Annotated in this window: 16 protein-coding genes and 1 riboswitch; of the genes, 6 read left to right on the plus strand and 10 right to left on the minus strand. The window is 66.5% G+C overall.

Translation table 11 applies throughout. The annotated features are described in order from the left end of the window. Window positions 1-54: 54 nt before the first annotated feature. Both YWC_RS0101650 and YWC_RS0101655 read left to right on the plus strand, forming a co-directional pair. Entirely contained in the window at window positions 55-339 is a 285-nt protein-coding gene (locus YWC_RS0101650) for an autorepressor SdpR family transcription factor (RefSeq protein ID WP_229412980.1), read from the plus strand. After that, window positions 339-989 (plus strand): SdpI family protein, encoded by a 651-nt coding sequence (locus tag YWC_RS0101655; RefSeq protein ID WP_027863820.1) that lies wholly within the window; start codon window positions 339-341, stop codon window positions 987-989. Before YWC_RS0101650 ends, YWC_RS0101655 begins: the two co-directional genes overlap by 1 nt. Window positions 990-993: 4 nt before the next feature. Here YWC_RS0101655 and YWC_RS0101660 read toward each other — a convergent pair whose 3' ends face one another. Beyond that, the gene (locus YWC_RS0101660) at window positions 994-1,890 is read right to left on the minus strand and encodes a LysR family transcriptional regulator (protein WP_027863821.1); all 897 of its coding nucleotides are present in this window, start codon (window positions 1,888-1,890) and stop codon (window positions 994-996) included. A gap of 105 nt (window positions 1,891-1,995) precedes the next feature. Here YWC_RS0101660 and YWC_RS0101665 point away from each other — a divergent pair, with 105 nt between their 5' ends. Together YWC_RS0101665 and dkgB are read left to right on the plus strand one after the other, a co-directional pair. Then, window positions 1,996-3,201, plus strand: a complete 1,206-nt coding sequence (locus YWC_RS0101665) for an MFS transporter (RefSeq protein ID WP_027863822.1) — start codon at window positions 1,996-1,998, stop codon at window positions 3,199-3,201. A gap of 20 nt (window positions 3,202-3,221) precedes the next feature. Further along, a complete protein-coding gene (gene dkgB, locus YWC_RS0101670) occupies window positions 3,222-4,022 on the plus strand; it encodes a 2,5-didehydrogluconate reductase DkgB (protein ID WP_027863823.1) in 801 nt (266 codons plus the stop codon). On the opposite strand, the gene YWC_RS0101675 is transcribed toward dkgB, so the two are convergent. Continuing rightward, window positions 4,023-4,730, minus strand: a complete 708-nt coding sequence (locus YWC_RS0101675) for a glutathione S-transferase (protein WP_027863824.1) — start codon at window positions 4,728-4,730, stop codon at window positions 4,023-4,025. A 417-nt stretch (window positions 4,731-5,147) separates the two neighbouring features. Here YWC_RS0101675 and YWC_RS0101680 point away from each other — a divergent pair, with 417 nt between their 5' ends. Next, a complete protein-coding gene (locus YWC_RS0101680) occupies window positions 5,148-6,107 on the plus strand; it encodes a DUF535 family protein (RefSeq protein ID WP_027863825.1) in 960 nt (319 codons plus the stop codon). Between the two features lie 15 nt (window positions 6,108-6,122). Here the strand turns inward: YWC_RS0101680 and YWC_RS31360 are convergent, their stop codons facing one another. Continuing rightward, window positions 6,123-6,935 (minus strand): lysozyme inhibitor LprI family protein, encoded by an 813-nt coding sequence (locus YWC_RS31360; RefSeq protein WP_051306126.1) that lies wholly within the window; start codon window positions 6,933-6,935, stop codon window positions 6,123-6,125. Between the two features lie 152 nt (window positions 6,936-7,087). Then, a riboswitch (TPP riboswitch) is annotated at window positions 7,088-7,196 on the plus strand. 91 nt (window positions 7,197-7,287) lie between these two features. On the opposite strand from YWC_RS31360, the gene YWC_RS0101690 reads away from it, so the two are divergent. Then, on the plus strand, window positions 7,288-9,417 hold the full coding sequence (locus YWC_RS0101690; protein ID WP_027863826.1) for a TonB-dependent siderophore receptor: 2,130 nt from the start codon (window positions 7,288-7,290) through the stop codon (window positions 9,415-9,417). Between the two features lie 50 nt (window positions 9,418-9,467). On the opposite strand, the gene YWC_RS0101695 is transcribed toward YWC_RS0101690, so the two are convergent. From YWC_RS0101695 to YWC_RS0101730, 7 genes are all read right to left on the minus strand, one after another. Beyond that, window positions 9,468-10,433: an HDOD domain-containing protein gene (locus YWC_RS0101695; protein ID WP_027863827.1), complete on the minus strand. Its 966-nt coding sequence runs from the start codon at window positions 10,431-10,433 to the stop codon at window positions 9,468-9,470. Window positions 10,434-10,546: 113 nt separating this feature from the next. Beyond that, window positions 10,547-11,056, minus strand: coding sequence for an AAA family ATPase (locus tag YWC_RS0101700; RefSeq protein ID WP_036212651.1), 510 nt, complete (start codon window positions 11,054-11,056; stop codon window positions 10,547-10,549). An 11-nt stretch (window positions 11,057-11,067) separates the two neighbouring features. Further along, on the minus strand, window positions 11,068-11,661 hold the full coding sequence (pnuC, locus tag YWC_RS0101705) for a nicotinamide riboside transporter PnuC (RefSeq protein ID WP_027863829.1): 594 nt from the start codon (window positions 11,659-11,661) through the stop codon (window positions 11,068-11,070). A 206-nt stretch (window positions 11,662-11,867) separates the two neighbouring features. Further along, a complete protein-coding gene (locus tag YWC_RS0101715; RefSeq protein ID WP_169728073.1) occupies window positions 11,868-12,440 on the minus strand; it encodes a proprotein convertase P-domain-containing protein in 573 nt (190 codons plus the stop codon). Window positions 12,441-12,463: 23 nt separating this feature from the next. Continuing rightward, complete coding sequence (locus tag YWC_RS0101720; protein WP_027863831.1) at window positions 12,464-14,416, minus strand: rhamnogalacturonan lyase B N-terminal domain-containing protein; 1,953 nt, start codon at window positions 14,414-14,416, stop codon at window positions 12,464-12,466. 163 nt (window positions 14,417-14,579) lie between these two features. Further along, window positions 14,580-16,718, minus strand: coding sequence for a S46 family peptidase (locus YWC_RS0101725; protein ID WP_027863832.1), 2,139 nt, complete (start codon window positions 16,716-16,718; stop codon window positions 14,580-14,582). 87 nt (window positions 16,719-16,805) lie between these two features. Further along, complete coding sequence (locus YWC_RS0101730; protein ID WP_027863833.1) at window positions 16,806-18,212, minus strand: efflux transporter outer membrane subunit; 1,407 nt, start codon at window positions 18,210-18,212, stop codon at window positions 16,806-16,808. Window positions 18,213-18,221 lie beyond the last annotated feature (9 nt).

An 18,221-nucleotide genomic window follows, 5' to 3' on the forward strand; every position in this document is an offset into this window, starting at 1 on the left:
GGACCGTGCCGGCCCTAGTATTTAGACAGTCATCTAATTAGAAAGCGATCGAACATGGCAGGACCGCTGAACGAGGTGTTCAAGGCGATCGCCGATCCGACGCGGCGCGAGATCCTGCGCCTGCTGCGTCACGAAGAGATGAGCGCGGGCGAGGTGGCGGCACGCTTCGACATGAGCAAGCCGACCATGTCGCATCATTTCGCAGTGCTCAAGGCGGCCGGCCTGATCACCAGCCGGCGCGAGGGGCAGACCATCTGGTATGCGCTCGACACCACGGTGCTCGAGGACGTGCTGGCATGGTCGATGGACATGGCGCGCGGCGCCAGGGGAGAAAAATGATGAAGAAGCGTTTTATCCTGGTGTGCCTGGCGGCGCTGCTGATCGTGCTGGGCATGGCCGCGGCGATCTATCCGGAGCTGCCGGCGCGGGTGCCGGTGCACTGGAATGCCAGCGGCGAGATCGACGGCTGGGACGAGCGCCACACCCTGCTGATCCACTCCGCCTTCATGCTTGGCCTGGCCGCGCTCTGGCTGGTGCTGCCGAAGATTTCGCCGCAGCGCTTCGCGGTGGACGGTTTCGACAGCACCTGGTGGTTCAGCGGCATGCTCATGGTCTGCCTGATCGCCTACCTCCAGTGCGTCCACCTGTGGGCCGCATACCAGCCCGGCTTTCCGATGGACCGCGCGGTGCTGGGCGGGCTGGGGCTGCTGTTCGTCCTGCTCGGCAACGTGATGGGCAAGGTGCGCCGCAACTTCTGGCTCGGCATCCGCACGCCGTGGACGCTGGCGAACGAGCGCGTGTGGTACGCCACGCACCGGCTGGCGGCCAAGTGCATGGTGGCGGGCGGCCTGCTGCCCCTGCTGGCGGCCTTCGGCGTGCTGCCGGGGGCGGTGGCGATCGTGGCGATGGTGGTGTCGGCGCTGGTGCCGGTGGCGTTTTCGCTGATCTACTACAAGCGGCTGGAGCGCGCCGGGACGCTCGAAGCCTGATTCTTCAGCGCTCCAGCACCTCCTCGAGGCGCCGCGCCAGGAAGTCCACCAGCGCGGCCACGCGCGGCGCCAGCGATCCCTGTTTATAGAAGACCGCCCACACCGGCTGGCTCCACGGCAGGGTCGCCCCTTCCAGCACCGGCACCAGCCTCCCGGCAGCCACGTCGGCGCGCGTCAGGAAATCCGACAGCGAGGCCACGCCCGCCCCGGCCAGCGCCAGGTGGCGCACCGTCTCGCCGCTCGACGCCGCCACGCTCGGCGCCACCGTCCATCCTTCCCCGCCGGCGTGGCGCAGCGGCCAGGTGTTGAGCAGGGCCGGCGCCGTGAAGCCCAGCGTGCGGTGTTCCTTCAGCGCCTCGACGCTGGCCGGCATGCCATGCCTGTCGAGATACGCGGGCGCCGCCAGCACGCGCAGGCGCGAGCTGCCCAGGCGGCGCGCATTCAGGGTCGAATCGGGCAGCGCGCCGATGCGGATCGCCAGGTCGGCCCGTTCCTCGATCAGGTCGACGTAGGTCTCGCCGCTGACCAGCTCCAGCTGCACCAGCGGATACTGGTCCAGGAATTCCGGCAGCAGCGGCGCCAGCAGGTGGTCGAGCGCCGGCGTGGCCGCGTTCACCCGCACCAGGCCCGAAGGCTGCGAGCGCCGCGCTGCGGCCTCGAGTTCGGTATTGGCCAGGTCGGCCAGCAGGCTGCGCGCCCGCCCCAGCAGCCAGCTGCCCTCTTCCGTCAATTGCAGGCGCCGCGTGGTGCGGTGCATCAGCGTCATGCCCAGGTGATCCTCGAGCCGCGAGATGGTGCGCGACACCCCCGAAGGCGTCTGCCCGAGCCGCTCGGCAGCCTTCGAGAACGATCCCGTATCTATGACTGCAGCGAATGCAATCAAGGCTTCCACATCGATCATTTGTGACTCCACGTCAAAAGTAAATTGTACGCCAAGGCATTTTTCCGCGCAGCCCGAAGCGGCACACTGCGGGGCCTGGATCAACGGCATACAAAGGAGAACACCATGCCACTCGCCCTCTGGGCGCTCACGCTGAGCGCCTTCGCCATCGGCACGACCGAGTTCGTGATCGTCGGCCTCATTCCCACCATCGCCGCCAGCCTGCAGGTGTCGGTGCCGTCCGCCGGCCTGCTGGTGAGCCTGTACGCGCTCGGCGTCGCCGTCGGCGCGCCGGTGCTGACCGCCCTCACGGGCCGGGTGCCGCGCAAGCAGCTGCTGCTCGGCCTCATGCTGCTTTTCACCATCGGCAACCTGGTGGCCTGGATGGCGCCAGGCTACGCGGCCCTGATGGCCGCCCGCGTGTTGACCGGCCTCGCGCACGGCGTGTTCTTCTCGATCGGCTCCACCATCGCGACCAGCCTGGTGCCGAAGGAGAAGGCCGCCAGCGCGATCGCGCTAATGTTCACCGGCCTGACCGTGGCCTTGGTCACCGGCGTGCCGCTCGGGACCTTCATCGGCCAGCACTTCGGCTGGCAGGCGACTTTTCTCGCCGTGTCGCTGCTGGGCGTGATCGCGATCGTCGGCAGCTGGATCCTGGTGCCGGCCGACATCGCGGGCAGCAAGCCATCGAGTCTCCTGACCCAGCTTGCGGTGCTGAAGAAGCCGCGCCTGCTGCTGGTATATGCGATGACCACGCTCGGCTACGGCGGCTCCTTCATCGCCTTTACCTACCTGGCGCCGATCCTGCAGGAAGTCTCGGGCTTTGCCGCCTCGAGCGTGAGCCTGGTGATGCTGGTCTACGGCGTCTCGGTCGCGGCCGGGAACATCTGGGGCGGCAGGCTGGCCGACCGCAAGGGCCCGCTGCCGGCGCTGCAGATCGTGTTCGCGCTGCTGGCCCTGGTGCTGCTGGTGCTCAGCTTCACCGCGCCCAACAAGTGGCTGGTATTGGGAACCGTGCTGGCCTGGGGTGCGGTCGCCTTCGGCAACGTGCCCGGCCTGCAGGTCTATGTGGTGCAGCGCGCCGAACGCGATGCGCCGCATGCGGTGGATGTGGCATCTGGACTGAACATCGCCGCCTTCAACGTCGGCATCGCCTTCGGCGCCTGGGGCGGCGGCTTGATCGTTGCCAAATTCGGGCTGATGGCCACGCCCCCGATCGGCGCCCTGATCGTCGCCGGCGCCTTCCTTCTTACCACGCTGGCGCGCTGGCTCGACCGCCGCGACGGCCTGCCGGCCAAGGCGGCCCGGCAACACGCCGTCGCCACCCACTGATGTCAATGAAAGGATTCACCATGCACATGCCACAACTCGGCCTCGGCACTTTCCGCCTGCAGGGCCAGCAGGCCATCGATTCGGTCCGCAACGGACTCGAACTGGGCTACCGCCACATCGACACCGCCCAGATCTACGGCAACGAAGAAGCCGTCGGCAGCGCACTGGCCGCGTCGAAGGTCGCGCGCAGCGAGGTCTTCCTCACCACCAAGATCTGGACGGAGAACCTGGCTGGCGAGGTCCTGGTGCCCAGCCTGAAGGAGAGCCTGCGCAAGCTGCGCCTGGACCAGGTCGACCTCACCCTGATCCACTGGCCTTCGCCGGGCGCCGCGGTGCCGGTGGCCGAATCGATGGGGGCCCTCCTTGGCGCACGCGAACAGGGTCTCACGGGAGCCATCGGCATCTCGAACTTCCCGGTCGCCATGATGCGGGAAGCGATCAATGCGATCGGTGCCCACAACATCGCCACCAACCAGGTCGAGCTGCATCCCTACCTGCAGAACCGGACGGTCGCCGCCTTCGCACGCGAGATGGGCATCCATATCACCGCCTACATGCCGCTCGCCTACGGCAAGGTCATCGATGATCCGGTCATCAAGGGAATCGCCGCGCGCCATGGCGCCACGGCCGCGCAGGTGACGCTGGCCTGGCTGATGGCCAAGGATTATGCCGTCATCCCCTCGTCGACCAAGCGCGCCAACCTGGCCAGCAACCTGGCCGCCGGCAGCCTGGTGCTGACACGCGACGAGCTGCTCGCGATCGATGCGCTGGACCGCGGCGAGCGCCTGGTCAGCCCCGAGTTCGCGCCCGTATGGGAGTGATCACTCGTCGAGTTCGGGATAGTGGCGGAAGATCCCGTTCTGGTTGAACGGGATGCGGCGCGGCGAGGCCAGGTAGGCCGCGATATTGGGCCGCGCCGCCACGCGGTCGCGCAGTGCACCGAGGGCCGGATACTCGCCCTCGAGCCGCTTCATGGCGTTCGGGAAGGCATAGCGCAGGCCTTCGATCACCTGGAACAGCGACAGGTCGGCATAGCTCGGCTTGTCGCCTACCAGCCAGTCGCGCTGCTCGGGATTGGTGAGCAGGCGCGAAAAATAGCCGAAGAACTTGGGCAGGCGCGTCTCGATGAAGTCGGCGGCGCGGCGCTGCGCTTCCGGCTTCTGGTCTTCGTAATACAGCGAGGTGGCGATCGGATGATGGGTATCGTGGATCTCGGTGACCAGGTCGGCGATGGTCAGCTGCAGCTGGTGGGTCCACAGCCGGCCCGGATCGGACCGCGGCGCCAGCGCATGCTGCTCGCCCAGGTAAAGCAGGATGTTTGCCACCTGGCCGATGGTCAGCTCGCCGGCACGCAGGAAAGGCGGCGCGAACGAGGGACGGGATTCGGTCTCGAGCGCCGACAGCAGCAGGTCCATGCCGCCCTCGCGGCGCGCCACGTCCACGTACTCGGCCCCCGCCTCTTCCAGGGCAAGCCGGACGAACTCGCCACGCCCCTGTATACCCGGCCAGTAAAAAAGTTCATACGCCATCTCGCACCTCCGGTCTGGTTCGGTCTGGCGCAATTATCGATGATGAATCGGAAGCGTGTCGCCGCACAAACATGGTAATCTTGTAGTGCCTGTCAGGCGAAAACAAAAAGTCGCAAAAGCGGTAAAAAATAAGCAAGACGAACCACGAGAGAGAGACAACATGAACGCAACCCGTCCCAGCGGTTTCATTCACATCCCCCAGCGTTCTCCGTATTACCACAGCACGAGTTAGCATCCTGGCAAATTGCATGGCAGAATGTGATTTCTGCGATGCAAGCCCGTTCAGACTCGTGGGCCTCCTGAAACCCCACTGCAGCGCGCAGCAGGTTTTCCGAGCACCCACGTAGCGGGCATCGAAGATAAAGACAGTGGCGCCGCCGTGGCGCCCGCAAACTTTACGCCGACTGGAGCGCTCACATGATTTTCGCTCACCTGACCAAGCACTGGATTGCACGCCGCAGCCAGTACACGCCTGCCTCCTGGATGCTGAGCATCGTGCGCAGCCTGCGCGTGCTGCGCTACTGGCGCGAGCACCAGGCCCTGTGCCGCCTCGACCTGGTGCGCCGCTTCGTCGCGGCCGCCCCCAACGACGACCTGTTCCACCACCTGAGCCACCGCAGCTACCTGGCGCGCGACCTGAGTGCGCGCGAGCGCGTGCAGTGCGTGCTGTCGCACTACCGCTTCGAGGACGCTGCCTTCAGCAATGCCTACCACCAGGCGGTCTACGGCGGCGGCGGGCTCACGCTGTGGCAGCACGACACGGGTGAGCACAGCTTCCTGCTGCGCCTCGAGATGGCGCCGCGCCACGATGCCGAGGGCGACCTCACCATCTCGCTGGTCGCCGACGGCAAGTACCTTCACCGCCTGTCCTATACCTGGATCGACGGCCTGCTGGCAGGCAGCGAGCTGCCCACCGTGCCCTTCGTCACCCGCAACCAGGGCCGCTGGCTTGACTCCGGCGCCGCTTTCGACGCTTTCGAAGAAGCCTTCCCCAACAACTCGCCGAGCTTCTTCTGCTTCGCCGCGATGCAGGGCGTGGCGCAGGCCCTGGGCATCGACCAGGTGGTGGCCATCAAGTGCACCTCGCACATCGCCTACGATCCGGCCGACCTGAAGCACTTCGAGAATGCCTACGACGGTTTCTGGAAGATCCTCGGCGGGGTCGAGATGCCGGGCCGCAGCTACCTGATCCGCCTGCCCTTCTACCTCAAGCCGCTGGCCGACATGCCGTCCAAGCACCGCAAGCGCGCCGCCCAGCGTCGCGAATACTGGCGCGCCATCGGCGACTCCACCCGCAGCACCATGCTGCGCCACATGGTGCCGGCCGCCCATACCCAGGCGCGCGCGGTCGCGGCGCCGGCCACGGCCGAAGCCTGAGCGCCGGCCCGCTCCTCAGCGGAAGCGGGCGAGGAAGGCGATGCGCTCCTGCGTCATCCTCACGGTGCAGTCGCCGATCAGGATCGGCTGGAGCGTGCCGCCTTCGGCCTCTTTCCCTGCTTCCTCGCAGGCCCGTTCCTTCTCCTGGATCCAGGCCCGCTGGGTGGATTTCAGTTCAGCCTGGCGCTCCGGACTCAAGGAGGCCATGAGGCGCTTGTAGTCTTCGTTCAGCTGCTTGTCGGCGATCGCGAATTTGCGGCCGATGCATTCCGACTGATCGACCGTCACCGCCAGATCGAGGCCCTGGCAGATCCCTGCGGTTTCGACCGTCGAGGCGGTGTCGCCTGACGACGCCGGTTCGGAGGCAGCGGCCGCATCGGCTGCGCCGTCCTGCGGGGCTTCCGCCCCGGCAGCCGGCGCCGGCGCCGGTTTCGCATGCGCGAGAGCAGCGTTCAGGTGGGCCACGACCTGCTGCCGGTCGCCGGGCAGGAGCTTGGTCACGGCAACGATATGGTCGCCCTTGTCGTCCAGCTGCGACTCGAACTCGATCGGCACATTGTAGCTGCCGCTGCCTTCGCCGCCGGCGCGCACCGACATGCTGGCTTCACAGCTGAATTTCCTGATCTTCTCGTCGAACGCGGAAGGACGCGTGTTCTCGAAGCTGATGTAGCTGTCGACGAGTTTCTTCGTCTCGGCATCGGCGCTCATCTCGTCCAGCAAGATCTGCTTCACCAGCGCGAGTGTGGATGGTTCCGAACATTTGGGCGCCTCCTTGGTGCACGCTACCAGCAGCGCGGTGGACAGAATTACAAGCGACAACTTGACCATGGGTTTCCTTGATGGATGATCCGGACCATGCCGGGAAAAAGTAGATCGCCCAACTTTACGTTTTGGAAACATTAGTTGTCAAACGATATTGATATCGCATAGAAGCCCAACTTGCCACTTTCACCACGGCCTCCCGGGTCCGTGGTACACTGCCGCCTCGCTAGGGGTCCTGGCATGCGCGAGAAACGCGTTGCCGGGTGAGAGATACCCTTCGTACCTGATCTGGATAATGCCAGCGAAGGAAAGCGCAACGCAGTTCCCATTCTTGTTTGCCCTTCCCCCACGTTGGCTCCGGCTTTTTTAATGAAAGCAGCGCGCCATGTTCGACGTGGCGCGCGAAGACGAGCAAACCATGACATCCAAGCTGAAGTATTCCCTGATTGCCTGCGCCGTCCTGCAGGCCTTCTCCACTACCGCATCCGCACAAGAGACCGAAGGCGTCGCCTCGGTGGTCGTCACCGGCAGCCGCTGGGTCGCCAGCGAGCGCGCCAGCATCGGCGGTTTCAGCGATGCGCCGCTGCTCGACACCCCGGCGTCAATCACCGCCATCAACCGCACCCAGATGCTGGACCTGTCGATTCGCAACGTGACCGACGCCGCGCGCTACGACGCCTCGATCGGCGACGCCTACAACGCGATCGGCTATGCCGAACAGTTCTCGATCCGCGGCTTCGCCCTCGACAACGCCACCAGCTACCGCAAGGACGGCATCGCGATTTCCGCCGACACCCAGATCCCGCTGGAGAACAAGGAACGCATCGAAGTGCTGCGCGGCCTGGCTGGCCTGCAGGCGGGCGTCGCGGCGCCGGGCGGCATGGTCAACTTCGTCACCAAGCGCCCGACCAATGCGCCGCTGCGTTCGGCCCTGGTGGAAGTGAGCGAGCGCGGCACCCTGCACGGCTCGATCGACCTGGGCGGCCGCTTCGAAGACCGCCGCTTCGGCTATCGGCTCAATGCCGCAGCCGAGGACCTGAAGTCCTACGTGCGCGGCGCCGACGGCGAACGCCAGTTCGTCTCCGCCGCCTTCGATTGGCAAATCAGCCCGGACGCCCTGCTCCAGCTCGACGTCGACCACCAGCACAAGGCGCAGATCACGGCGCCGGGCTACCAGCTGCTGCGCAACGAAGTCCTGCCGACCGGTGTCTCGGCCAAGGCCCTGCTGAACGACCAACCCTGGACCAGGCCGGTCGAGACGGACAGCAGCAACCTGGGACTGCGCTTCGAATACCGCCTCAATCCGGACTGGACCGCGACGGTCAACGCCAACAAGCACTGGTTCAAGCGCGACGACTACACCGCCTTCCCCTACGGCTGCAGCAACGAGGGCGAGGGCTTCTATCCGGGCTACTGCTCGAACGGCGACTACGACGTGTATGACTACCAGAGCGTGGGCGAGCGCCGGACGCCGTGGGGCCTGCAGGCCAAGCTGCAGGGACGCTTCGCCACGGGCGCCGTGCGCCACCAGCTGACCGTGGGCGCCGCCCTGTCCGAGCGCCACGACAGCTTCGGCGAATACGTCTACGACTACGCCGGCTACAGCAACATCTGGAACAACCAGGCCGTCGATCCGGCCCCGGGCAATCCGCGTACCGGCCCGGTGATGGAGCGCCGCAGCGATCGCGAAAGCGCCCTGTTCGTGCAGGACGTAGCGGCGCTGTCCGACAAGCTCACGCTGCACACCGGCCTGCGCTGGGTAAAGCTCAAGCGTGACGAGCTGGCCGAAATCGAACAGGGCTGGGTGCATGCCGACGATTCCTTCGTGCTGCCGAGCGTCGCCCTGGTCTACAAGCCGGCGCGCGACTGGAGCGTCTACGGTTCGCTGAGCCACGGCCTGCAGCACGGCGGCATTGCCGAGATGGGCACCGCCAACGAAGACAGCGTGCTGCCGCCGAGCCGTTCGAAACAGGTGGAAGTGGGCGTCAAGGGCGTGGTGGGCAATGCGGTGATGCTGTCGGCCGCTGCCTTCGAGGTCAAGCAGGGCCTGGAGTACGTCAACGCCGCCAACCTCTTCGTGCGCGCCGGCCAGCAGCGCCACCGCGGCGTCGAACTGGCGGCCCAGGGCAAGCTCAATCCTGACCTGAACTACAGCCTGTCCCTGATGGCGCTCGACGCCGAACAGACCGGCACCGGCGACCCCGATGTCGAAGGCAAGCGCGTGACCAACGTGCCGGAATTCCGTTCGACCGCGTGGGTGGAATACGCGGTGCCGGCGCTGCGTGGCCTGAAAGTGGACGCCACCTGGCAGTACTCGGGAAGCAAGGCCTTCGACCCGGCCAACCGCGCCATCGTGCCGGGCTACCACGTGGCCGCGCTGGGCGCCTCGTATGCGCTGCGCTTGGGTGGGATGAACACCATCCTGCGCGCCCGCGTGGACAATGTGTTCGACAAGTTCTACTGGCGCGACGTGACGCAGTCGCTGGGCGGCTACCTGCTGCCGGGCGCGCCGCGCACGTTCAGGGTGTCGGCGCAGTTCGACTTCTAAGAAGTTGTAGCGTGGGCGGCTTCGCCGCCCACGCGACGGTCAACGCATACTCAATCCGCCAGCTCAGCAAGCTTGCCCAGGCAGCGCCGCTGGAAGCCATCCAGCCCCTTGGTCACGAAACTGTCGTCCGGCTCGATCACCTCCGCATCGAGCAGCAGGCGCAGCTTGGCGATGCGGTCGCCCTGGGTCAGCGCCTGGGCCAGGTGCGGCCCGTCGGGGTCGCCCGCCCAGGCGATCGCCTCGACCACCTCGGCCGGGAAGTCCCAGTGGCGGGCGATCACCGCCGATAGCTGGCGGCTGGCCTCGAACAGTTCGATCCCGAAGGTCCCCGAACCGGGCACCTTGCCCTGGCAGACCCGGTCCGCGATCTGGAACGCGACCTGCAGGCCCACGTTCTGCATCAGGCCGGCCAGGTAGGATTCGAACACGCCGGCCGACAGGCCCGGCGCCATCACGCTGGCGGCAAAGGCGCAGCGTTCGGAGTGGCGCCACACGTTCGGCGCCACCTGGCGCGCGACGCCCTGCGCTTTCACGCGGATGAGCGGCCGCATCGCGATGCGCGCCAGCAGCATGCGCAAGCCGTTCAGGCCGAGCATGGTCACCGCGCCGTCGAGGGTCTCGATCGGCTTGGCCGGCCGGTAATAGGCGCTGTTCGCCTCGCGGATCACTTCGGCGACCAGCACCAGGTCGCGCCCCACCTCGGCCGACAGCGCACTAGTGGAGATGTTCTCGTCCGACAGGGCACCCAGCAGCTGCGTCACGAGTTCCGGCACGCGCGGCACCAGGCCGGACGCGCTTTCGGGGTTGTCCGTGAGGGCGCGCACCTCGTCGAGGATCTGCTGTTCGATTGCCAAGCTGGCGTTGGTGCCGCTCGAGGCGGCCAGCCAACGGTAGTAGGCAGCATCCACATCGGCCGCCATATCGGTCTCATTCGCCACCGCGGCCGCGTCAATGGCGGCTGAGGCAGCGGTCTCCTTTTCGGCGCCGCCGAGCAGGCGGCCTATCCAGTTTTTCACAGCGCACCGCCGTATTTATCAAAGCTGAGAAAAACATTCTAATACCATACGGCAACAAAAAGGCAAATGTAACCACTTGTCTTTTCAATCCACATCAATCAGGTGACAAAGAGTCAGCAGGCCGGCCCCAGCAAACCCTCCACCTGGCGCAAGCGGTGTTCCAGGCCGCCTTCGAGCAGGACGTAGGGGATGGCGCGCGCCTGCAGCGTCTCGACCAGCATCCGGTGCACCTTCTGGCGCACTTCTTCCGATTCGCGCTGCAGGCCGTCCGGCTCCCAGGGGCTGTCGGGCGCCGTCACCAGGGTCCAGGCGTAGTCGTGGCTGCCGGCGAGGCGCGCCAGCTGCGGGTCGACCCGGCCCCAGTACTGGCGGCTGTACAGCGCCGTCATCAAGGGTGTCGTATCGCAGAACAGGAAACGTACGGCGCGCGCGGCCGCCTCGTCCTCGCGCGCGCGCTGGGTGCAGGCGATCGGGTACTGGTCTTCTTCGTCCGGCACGCGGCCGTGGGTATCGACGAATTCGCGCAGGTATTCCGGCACCCACACGGTGCCGTAGCGCCGCGCCAGGGCGTCGCACAGGGTCGATTTGCCGGACGATTCGGCGCCGAGCACGGCGATGCGCATCGGCTTCGCCTTCACGCATCCCTCCGCGCGATGTTCGACCAGGCGCGCCAGCCGGTCCAGGCCAGCACCACGAACACCCCATACAGGATGGCGGTCAGGTGCAGGTCCTTGTAGATGTACAGGCCGACGTAGAGCACGTCCACCACGATCCACACCAGCCAGTTCTCGACCTTCTTGCGGCCCAGCAGGAGCTGGCCCACCAGGCTGCCGGCGGTCAGGAAGCCGTCCGCATGCGGCACGTCGGTGTCGGTGAGGTGGTCGAGGAACTGGGACAGCAGCACGAAGCCGATGGCCCAGGCGGCGATGGACCAGCCCCAGCCCGCGGGCTTCAGGCGCGTGACCACCAGTTGCTGGTCGCCGGCGCCGTGCAGCCACTGGTACCAGCCCCATACCGAGGCGCCGATGAACACGAACTGCAGGCCCATGTCGCCATACAGCCTGGCCTCGAAGAAGACCACCGCGAAGGTCGCTGACGACGCGATCGAGAACAGCCAGGCCCAGTGCTTCTGGCGGATGTTCAGCAGCACGGTGGTCACCGCCAGCAGGAAGGAGATGAGTTCCAGCGGCGTGGTGCTGAAACCGAGAAAGGCGAGCGGTTCGTTCATTCGATGCGGCGGACGCAGGGTCAGGTCAGCAGGCGATTATGGCCACTCGCCGACCAATGCGCAAGGCTCACCGTCCGGATCCGGGCACCATTGCCCGCAACCGGGCAAGGCCGGCCTGATGTTCGTGCGCGAAGTCCTGATGCGCCACGGCCTGCCCTACTCGCTGGCCGCCACCGGCCAGGGCCAGACCCGCTTCGAGATCCGCTTTACCTGAGTCTGCGGCGGCGCGCACCGCCCAGGCCGAGCGCCGCCACCGCGAACAGGGCCAGCGAGCCGGGCTCCGGCACCTCGGCAGCGAGCGCCCAGCCGTCGATGCTGCCGGCGTCGCCGGCTTCGCTGTCCACCACGGTCAGGGTCCAGGCGCCGAACACGTTGTGGCCGATGAAGGCGGCCAATGCCTCCTCCGGCCGGAACGAACCGGTGTACGGGGCATAGGCATAGCCTTCGGCGATGCTGATGGCGGCGCCATCGTCGAACAGGGTATCCGTATAGTTGGCGCCGCCCGAGCCGCCCTGGCGGTTCGAGAGCAGCACGGTGACGCCCTCATGGGTCAGGCTCAGCACCAGGTCGGCATCCCAGCCGTGGGTGATGTTGACCAGTGCGTTGACGTCCAGAACTCGGCCATGGCGTTCCACGTTCAGCGTCGAACCCACCGTGCAGGTATCGCAGATCTCGACCGGCACGTTGGGGCTGGCGACGGTGAGGACGCCGGCGTTGGCGCTGGTGCTGCCGATGGCAAATGCGGCGGCAAGGGTCAGGCAAAGAGAGTTGAGTTTCATGTTGGGCTTCATCAGGAATATGTTCAGTTAATCTTCACCAGGTCCATCGCGTCGAAGGAGACGGCCGGGGTCAGCCAGCTCGACGCGCTGGTCGAACCGCTGACGACCCAGATCTTGAGCGTGTTCTGGCCGGCGATCAGCGCGCTGGCCGGAATCGTGTAGTCGTAGGTGATATTGCGTGCGCGGTAGGTGCCGACCGTCATGGTGCGGGTCGATGGCTGGCCCGGCGGGAACAGGTCGCCCGACTGCGAGCCGACAAAAGGCGAGGTCCAGCTGTTCACGTTGATCTGCGGCCGCCCGCCCGCCTGCGCAGCGGTGATGCCGATCCTGAAGCGGTAGGTCGACGTGGCCGAGATCTGGCTCGCCTTCAGGGCGAAGCTGATCGTGACCGGGCCGTTCGGCGCGGTGTTCAAGCCCTTCCACTGGAAGGCCGGCATGTGCAGGCCGGGCGCCGAGGTGCCGACACGGTAGGGATCGGCGCTGCTGGCCGTCGTGAACCACGGACTCATGCGCACGTCGGACGGATGCATGATGGTGATCTTGTCGCCATTCAGGAATTCCCTCGGCGTGCCGTCCCACTCGCCGATGCGAAACAGCGCCTGCGTCAGGCTCGGGTCCCCTTTCGCGATGTGCCATTTGCCGCGCGGGTCGTCGGTGTTCACCAGCGGATCGGCGGCGATCGTCAGCGCCGGCACGATATTGGTGGTGCCTGCGGTGACGTTGACCGTCGACGTGGCGACCGCCAGTTCGTTCTTGTAGACGGTCATGGCATAGGCGCCGGGGAGCATGCCGTTGGCCTGGGTATTGCCGTCGTGGCTGGCGGCATCGGCCCAGTATTGCGCGGTGGCGTTGGCGAAGCCGACGGTGTACGGGAAGGCCGGGTTGCGGCCGTAGATGGCCGGCACGAACACGTTGCCGCGCGCCGTCGGCGGCACGTAACCCAGCAGGTTCATCTTCGAAAACCACGCGGTATCGACGCTGCCCGGCGCCGCGCCGTTGTTGAAGACCATGGTGTAGGCATTCAGGCGGTTGAAGCGGAAGGCTTCGGTCTGGCCCTCGCCATAGTTAACGATGTAGGTGATCTCGTTGTTGGTGCTGGTGATCTGGTTGAGCAGGCTGCGGTAGAACGGTCCGCCGGAGCCGCCTTCGTTGTTGTCGCGGACGATCCACACGCCGACGTTCGGACCGGTGCCGCCGATGTGGGACCAGTCCTTCAGGCGCATGTTGGAGTAGTGCTTGGAGCGCGTCTCGCCCGCATTCGCGCCGCTGTTGATGCCGAAGATGTCGCCCGACTCGATGGCGCCGGTGGTGCCGCGCAGGTCGTCCGGCCAGGATGGCGGGCGGTTCGGATCGGCATTCGTCACCAGGCCGCCGGGCGTGCCGGCCGGCGTGCCGCTGGGCAGCGCGGCGATGCGCAGGCGCGCGATGAAACGCACCAGCGCCTGGCCGGTCGGCTCGGCGGTGAAGTGGGTGCCCATGTAGATCCTGGGGTCGCCCTTCCTCACCAGGTAGTAATGGGTCAGGACCCCGGTCGCGCCGCCGAGGGTCTTGACCGTCACCTTGATGTAGTCGCTGGCCGCGGTGGTCGCGCTCTGGCCGGCAGTCGGCACCGTCACCGGCACGGCATTGCCGTTGGCGTCGACCACCTCGGCCTTGACCTCGACCCCGGTCTGGTCCGTATAGATCCAGTCGTAGCCGCTGTTGACCTGGGTGCCGCGGCCCGCATCCTGGAATTCGACGCCGTTATAGACGATGCTGGACAGGTCGCCCGGTGAGGTGGTGCTGGTATCGTTCGGGTGGCCGCGCACCTTGAATACCAGGCCGGCGCCGGTGTCGATGGTGTAGCTGACGATCCTGTCGCTGGCGTCCTTGGTCGTGGTGACGCCGAATGCCGCCTGGGCGTGCATCGATGCGCCGGCCAGCATCGTGAATAGTGCGCAGCCTTGCAGCAAGGCTTTCAAGCTTGGTGTTCTCATGCTGTCTCCAATGATGTTGTTGTAATTGCATTTTTAGTATTGGATGTAAAGACGTTGCAGGTCAATCGTCTGGTCGAGACAAGCGGAAATACTCACGTCCGTGAGCAAAAGAAAAACCGCCGCGGGATCGCTCCGGCGGCGGTTCTGGATCAAGCTTTCCCGATTACTTCTTCGGATACTTGATCGTCATTTCCTTCAGCAGGTTGTCGGCGTGGTCGACTTCCTTCATCACCCACAGCATGTAGCGGATGTCGACGTGGATCGCACGCGTGATCGCGGTGTCGAAGTACCAGTCCTTGGTGATCGATTCATAGGTCGAATCGAAGTTCAGCCCGACCAGTTCGCCGCGCTTGTTCATCACGGCCGAACCCGAGTTGCCGCCCGTGGTATCGGCGCTCGACAGGAAGTTCACCGGCACGGTGCCCAGCACCGGGTCCTTGAACACGCCGTAGCGCTTGGCCTTGATGGCCTCGAGCAGTGCGTTCGGTGCGATGAACGGATCCTTGTTGGTGGCCTTCTCGACGATGCCTTCCACCGTCGTGAACGGGCCCTTGATCAGGCCGTCGCGCGGGGCGTAGGGCGCCACGGTGCCGTAGGTGACGCGCAAGGTCGAGTTGGCGTCCGGGTAGACCGGCTTGCCCTGCGACTTCTTCCAGGCGATGACGGCCGCCATGTACTGCGGGATCACGCGTTCGAGGTTGCCGTCGATCTCGTTGCGGCGGTTCTCCAGCGCCATGCCGGTCTCGTGCAGGCGCACGGCGAGCTGGATGAAGGGGTCGTTCGACTTGCGGAAAGCGTCCGCATCCTTGCCGATCCAGGCCAGGCGCTTGGCAGTGTCGGCCAGCTCGGTCGCCTTGTACATCGCATTCAACGCGTTCGGCGCCGGCAGCAGTCCGTCCAGGCCCTGCGGGTGCACCTTCGCATCGATGCGGGCATAGCGCGCCAGCGCGGCGCCCCAGCGGGCTTCGTCGACCTGGGGCACGAAGGACTGCTCGAGGCGGGTCAGGCGCGCCTTGATGAAGGACAGGTCACGCTCCTGGTAGCCCGATTCACGCTGCGCATCCGGCTTCTGGCGCTCCAGCGCCAGGCGGTACAGGGTGCGCGCGCTCTTGAGCAGGTCGCTGTGGGTCGCTTCAAGCCAGGCGGCTTCCTGGCGCGAGGCCGCCATGTCCTGGGCGATCACGCCATCGAGCTCGCCCAGCAGGCCCTTGGCGCCCTTGCCGTTCTGCTTGTGCCAGGCGCGGAACTCGGCGTCCTGCACGTCCTTGATCGCGGCGATGTCCTTGCGCGCGAAGCCGTCCAGCAGGCCTTGTGTTTTCTTGAGCACGTTGTTCAGGCTCTTGGCCACGCTCGCATAGCGCACGTCCCAGGCCGGGTTGCCCATGGTGGCGGCCGAGATCACCGACAGGTCGGCGGTGATGCTGCCTACCTTGGCAGGAAAGTCGACGTCGCGCGCGAAGCGGATCTCGCTCGGCAGCTTGTAGCGGCTGGTGCGGCCCGGGTAGCCCGCCAGCAGGATCGGATCGCCGTTCTTCAGGCCTTCTGCGGAGACCACCAGGAAGTCCTTCGACTTGTAGGGCACGTTGTCGGGCGACGGGTCGGCCGGCCGGCCGTCCTTGCCGACGTAGGCGCGCAGGAAGGCGTAGTCGCCGGTCTGGCGCGGCCATTCGTAGTTGTCGATGTCGCCGCCGAAGTTGCCGATGCGGTCGGACGGCGCGTACACCAGGCGCACGTCGCGGATCATCAGCTGCTTGATGCGGTAGTACTCGAGGCCGCGGTGGAAGGCCGGCACCGAGCAGCGGGTCGACTTGTCGGTCTCGCACTCGGCCACCAGCGCCTTGATGCGCGACTCCACCAGCTCGTGGCGCTCGCGGCCCGACATGGCCGGACTCAAGCCCTTCAGCACGCGGTCGGTGACGTTCTCGACCTTCTCGGTCACGTACACCAGCGTGTTCGGGCCGCCCGGCAGTTCCTCGGCGCGGTTCTTGGCCAGGAAGCCGTTGATGATGTAGTTCTTCTCCGGCGTCGAGTTGCGCTGGACCGCGCCGTAGGCGCAGTGGTGGTTGGTGACCACCAGGCCATCCGGCGACACGAAGGACGCCGAGCAGCCGCCCAGCGAGACGATGGCGCTCATCGGATGCCTGGTCAGGTCGGCCAGTTTCTCGGCCGGGATGGTGATGCCGATGCGCTTGAGCTCGGATTTGAGTTGCGGCAGCTGGTGCGGTTGCCACTGGCCTTCGTCGGCGATCGCGAGGTTTGCGACGCCGAGCAAGGCCACCGGCAGGACGAACGATTTGAACAAAATGGACCTCTGGTGAGTAAAAAGCACCCGGCAGTATAACTTTGTTATATATGCATGAGGTCGTTTTTTGGCGTAATGACGGGCAGTTCAGCCCTGCTCCTGCCCCGCGCGCCAGCCGCCGCCCAGGGACTGGATCAGCGCCACCGCCGCCGCCTGGCGGTCGGCCTGCACCTGCACCAGCTGGCGGCGCGCATTCAGGGCGGTGGCCTGCGCCTGCACCACTTCCGAATAGCTCACCTGCCCCGCGCGGTAGCGGTTCAGGATCTGCTGCTCGACCTTGTCGGCGGCTTCGGAAGCCACCCGGGTCAGCTCCTGTTGCTGCTCCAGGATGCGGGTCGCGCTGAGCTGGTTCTCGACGTCGGCGAAGGCCGTGAGCACCGTCTGGCGATAACGCGCGACCGTCGCCTGGTGGCGCGCCTCGGCCCCTGCCACGCTGGCGCGGGTGGCGCCGGCGTTGAAGATCGCCTGCGCCGCCGACAGTCCAAAGGACCAGGCGGCATGCGATGCCGAGAACAGGTCCGACACGCTGCTGCCGCCGGTGCCGAGCGAAGCCGACAGGCCGATGTTCGGGAAGTAGGCCGAGCGCGCGATGCCGATCTCCGCATTCGCGGCCGCCACGTCGCGCTCGGCGGCGGCGATGTCCGGGCGGCGCTGCAGCAGCAGCGAAGGCACCCCGACCGGCACTGCCGGCACCGTCACGCGCCATTCGGGCAGCGGGGCGAGCGTGAACTCGCTCGGCGCCTTGCCGACCAGGACCGCGATCGCGTGCTCGAACTGGGCGCGCTGGCGCACCAGGGAGAGTTCGTCGTTGCGCGCGTTGGCCAGCTGGGTCTGGGCCTGCAGCACGTCGGTGCGGGCGACGATGCCGACATTGAAGCGGTTGGTCGTGATCTGCAGCTCGCGCTCGTAGCCGGCGATGGTGCGGGCCAGCAGGCTGCGCTGGGCGTCGATGGAACGCACGGCAAAATAATTCGCCGCCAGCTCGCCCTGGGCCGACAGGCGCGCGCTGGCCAGGTCGGCGGCCGTGGCCTCGGCGCTGGCCTGGGCGCTGGTGACGCTGGCCCGCAGGCGGCCCCATACGTCCGGCTCCCAGCTGCCGCCGAGGTTCAGCCGATAGGCATTGTCCGCGCCCTGCCCGCGTACGCCGGCGCGCTCGCCACCCAGGTTCAGGTTCACGGTCGGGAACAGGGACGCGCGCTGCTGCGCCACCAGCGCACGCGCCTGCGCATAGTTGGCGACCGCCACCGCCACGTTCTGGTTCGAGACCTCGATTGCATCCGCCAGCCCATTCAGTACCGGATCGTCGAACAGCTGCCACCAGGGTCCGCGTTCGAGCGCATCGGCGGGCGCCGCCGGCACCCATCCCTGGGCTTCCTTGAAGGCCACCGGTTCCGGCGTCGTGGGGCGCTGGTAGGCGGGGCCGACGGCACAGCCGCCGGCGATGCCGGCGACCAGGGCGACGAGGGAAAGGCGGTACATGGCGTGGGTTCTCATCATGGATTC

The sequence above is a fragment of the Massilia alkalitolerans DSM 17462 genome (assembly GCF_000427785.1).
GTDB classification, from domain to species: domain Bacteria; phylum Pseudomonadota; class Gammaproteobacteria; order Burkholderiales; family Burkholderiaceae_D; genus Telluria; species Telluria alkalitolerans.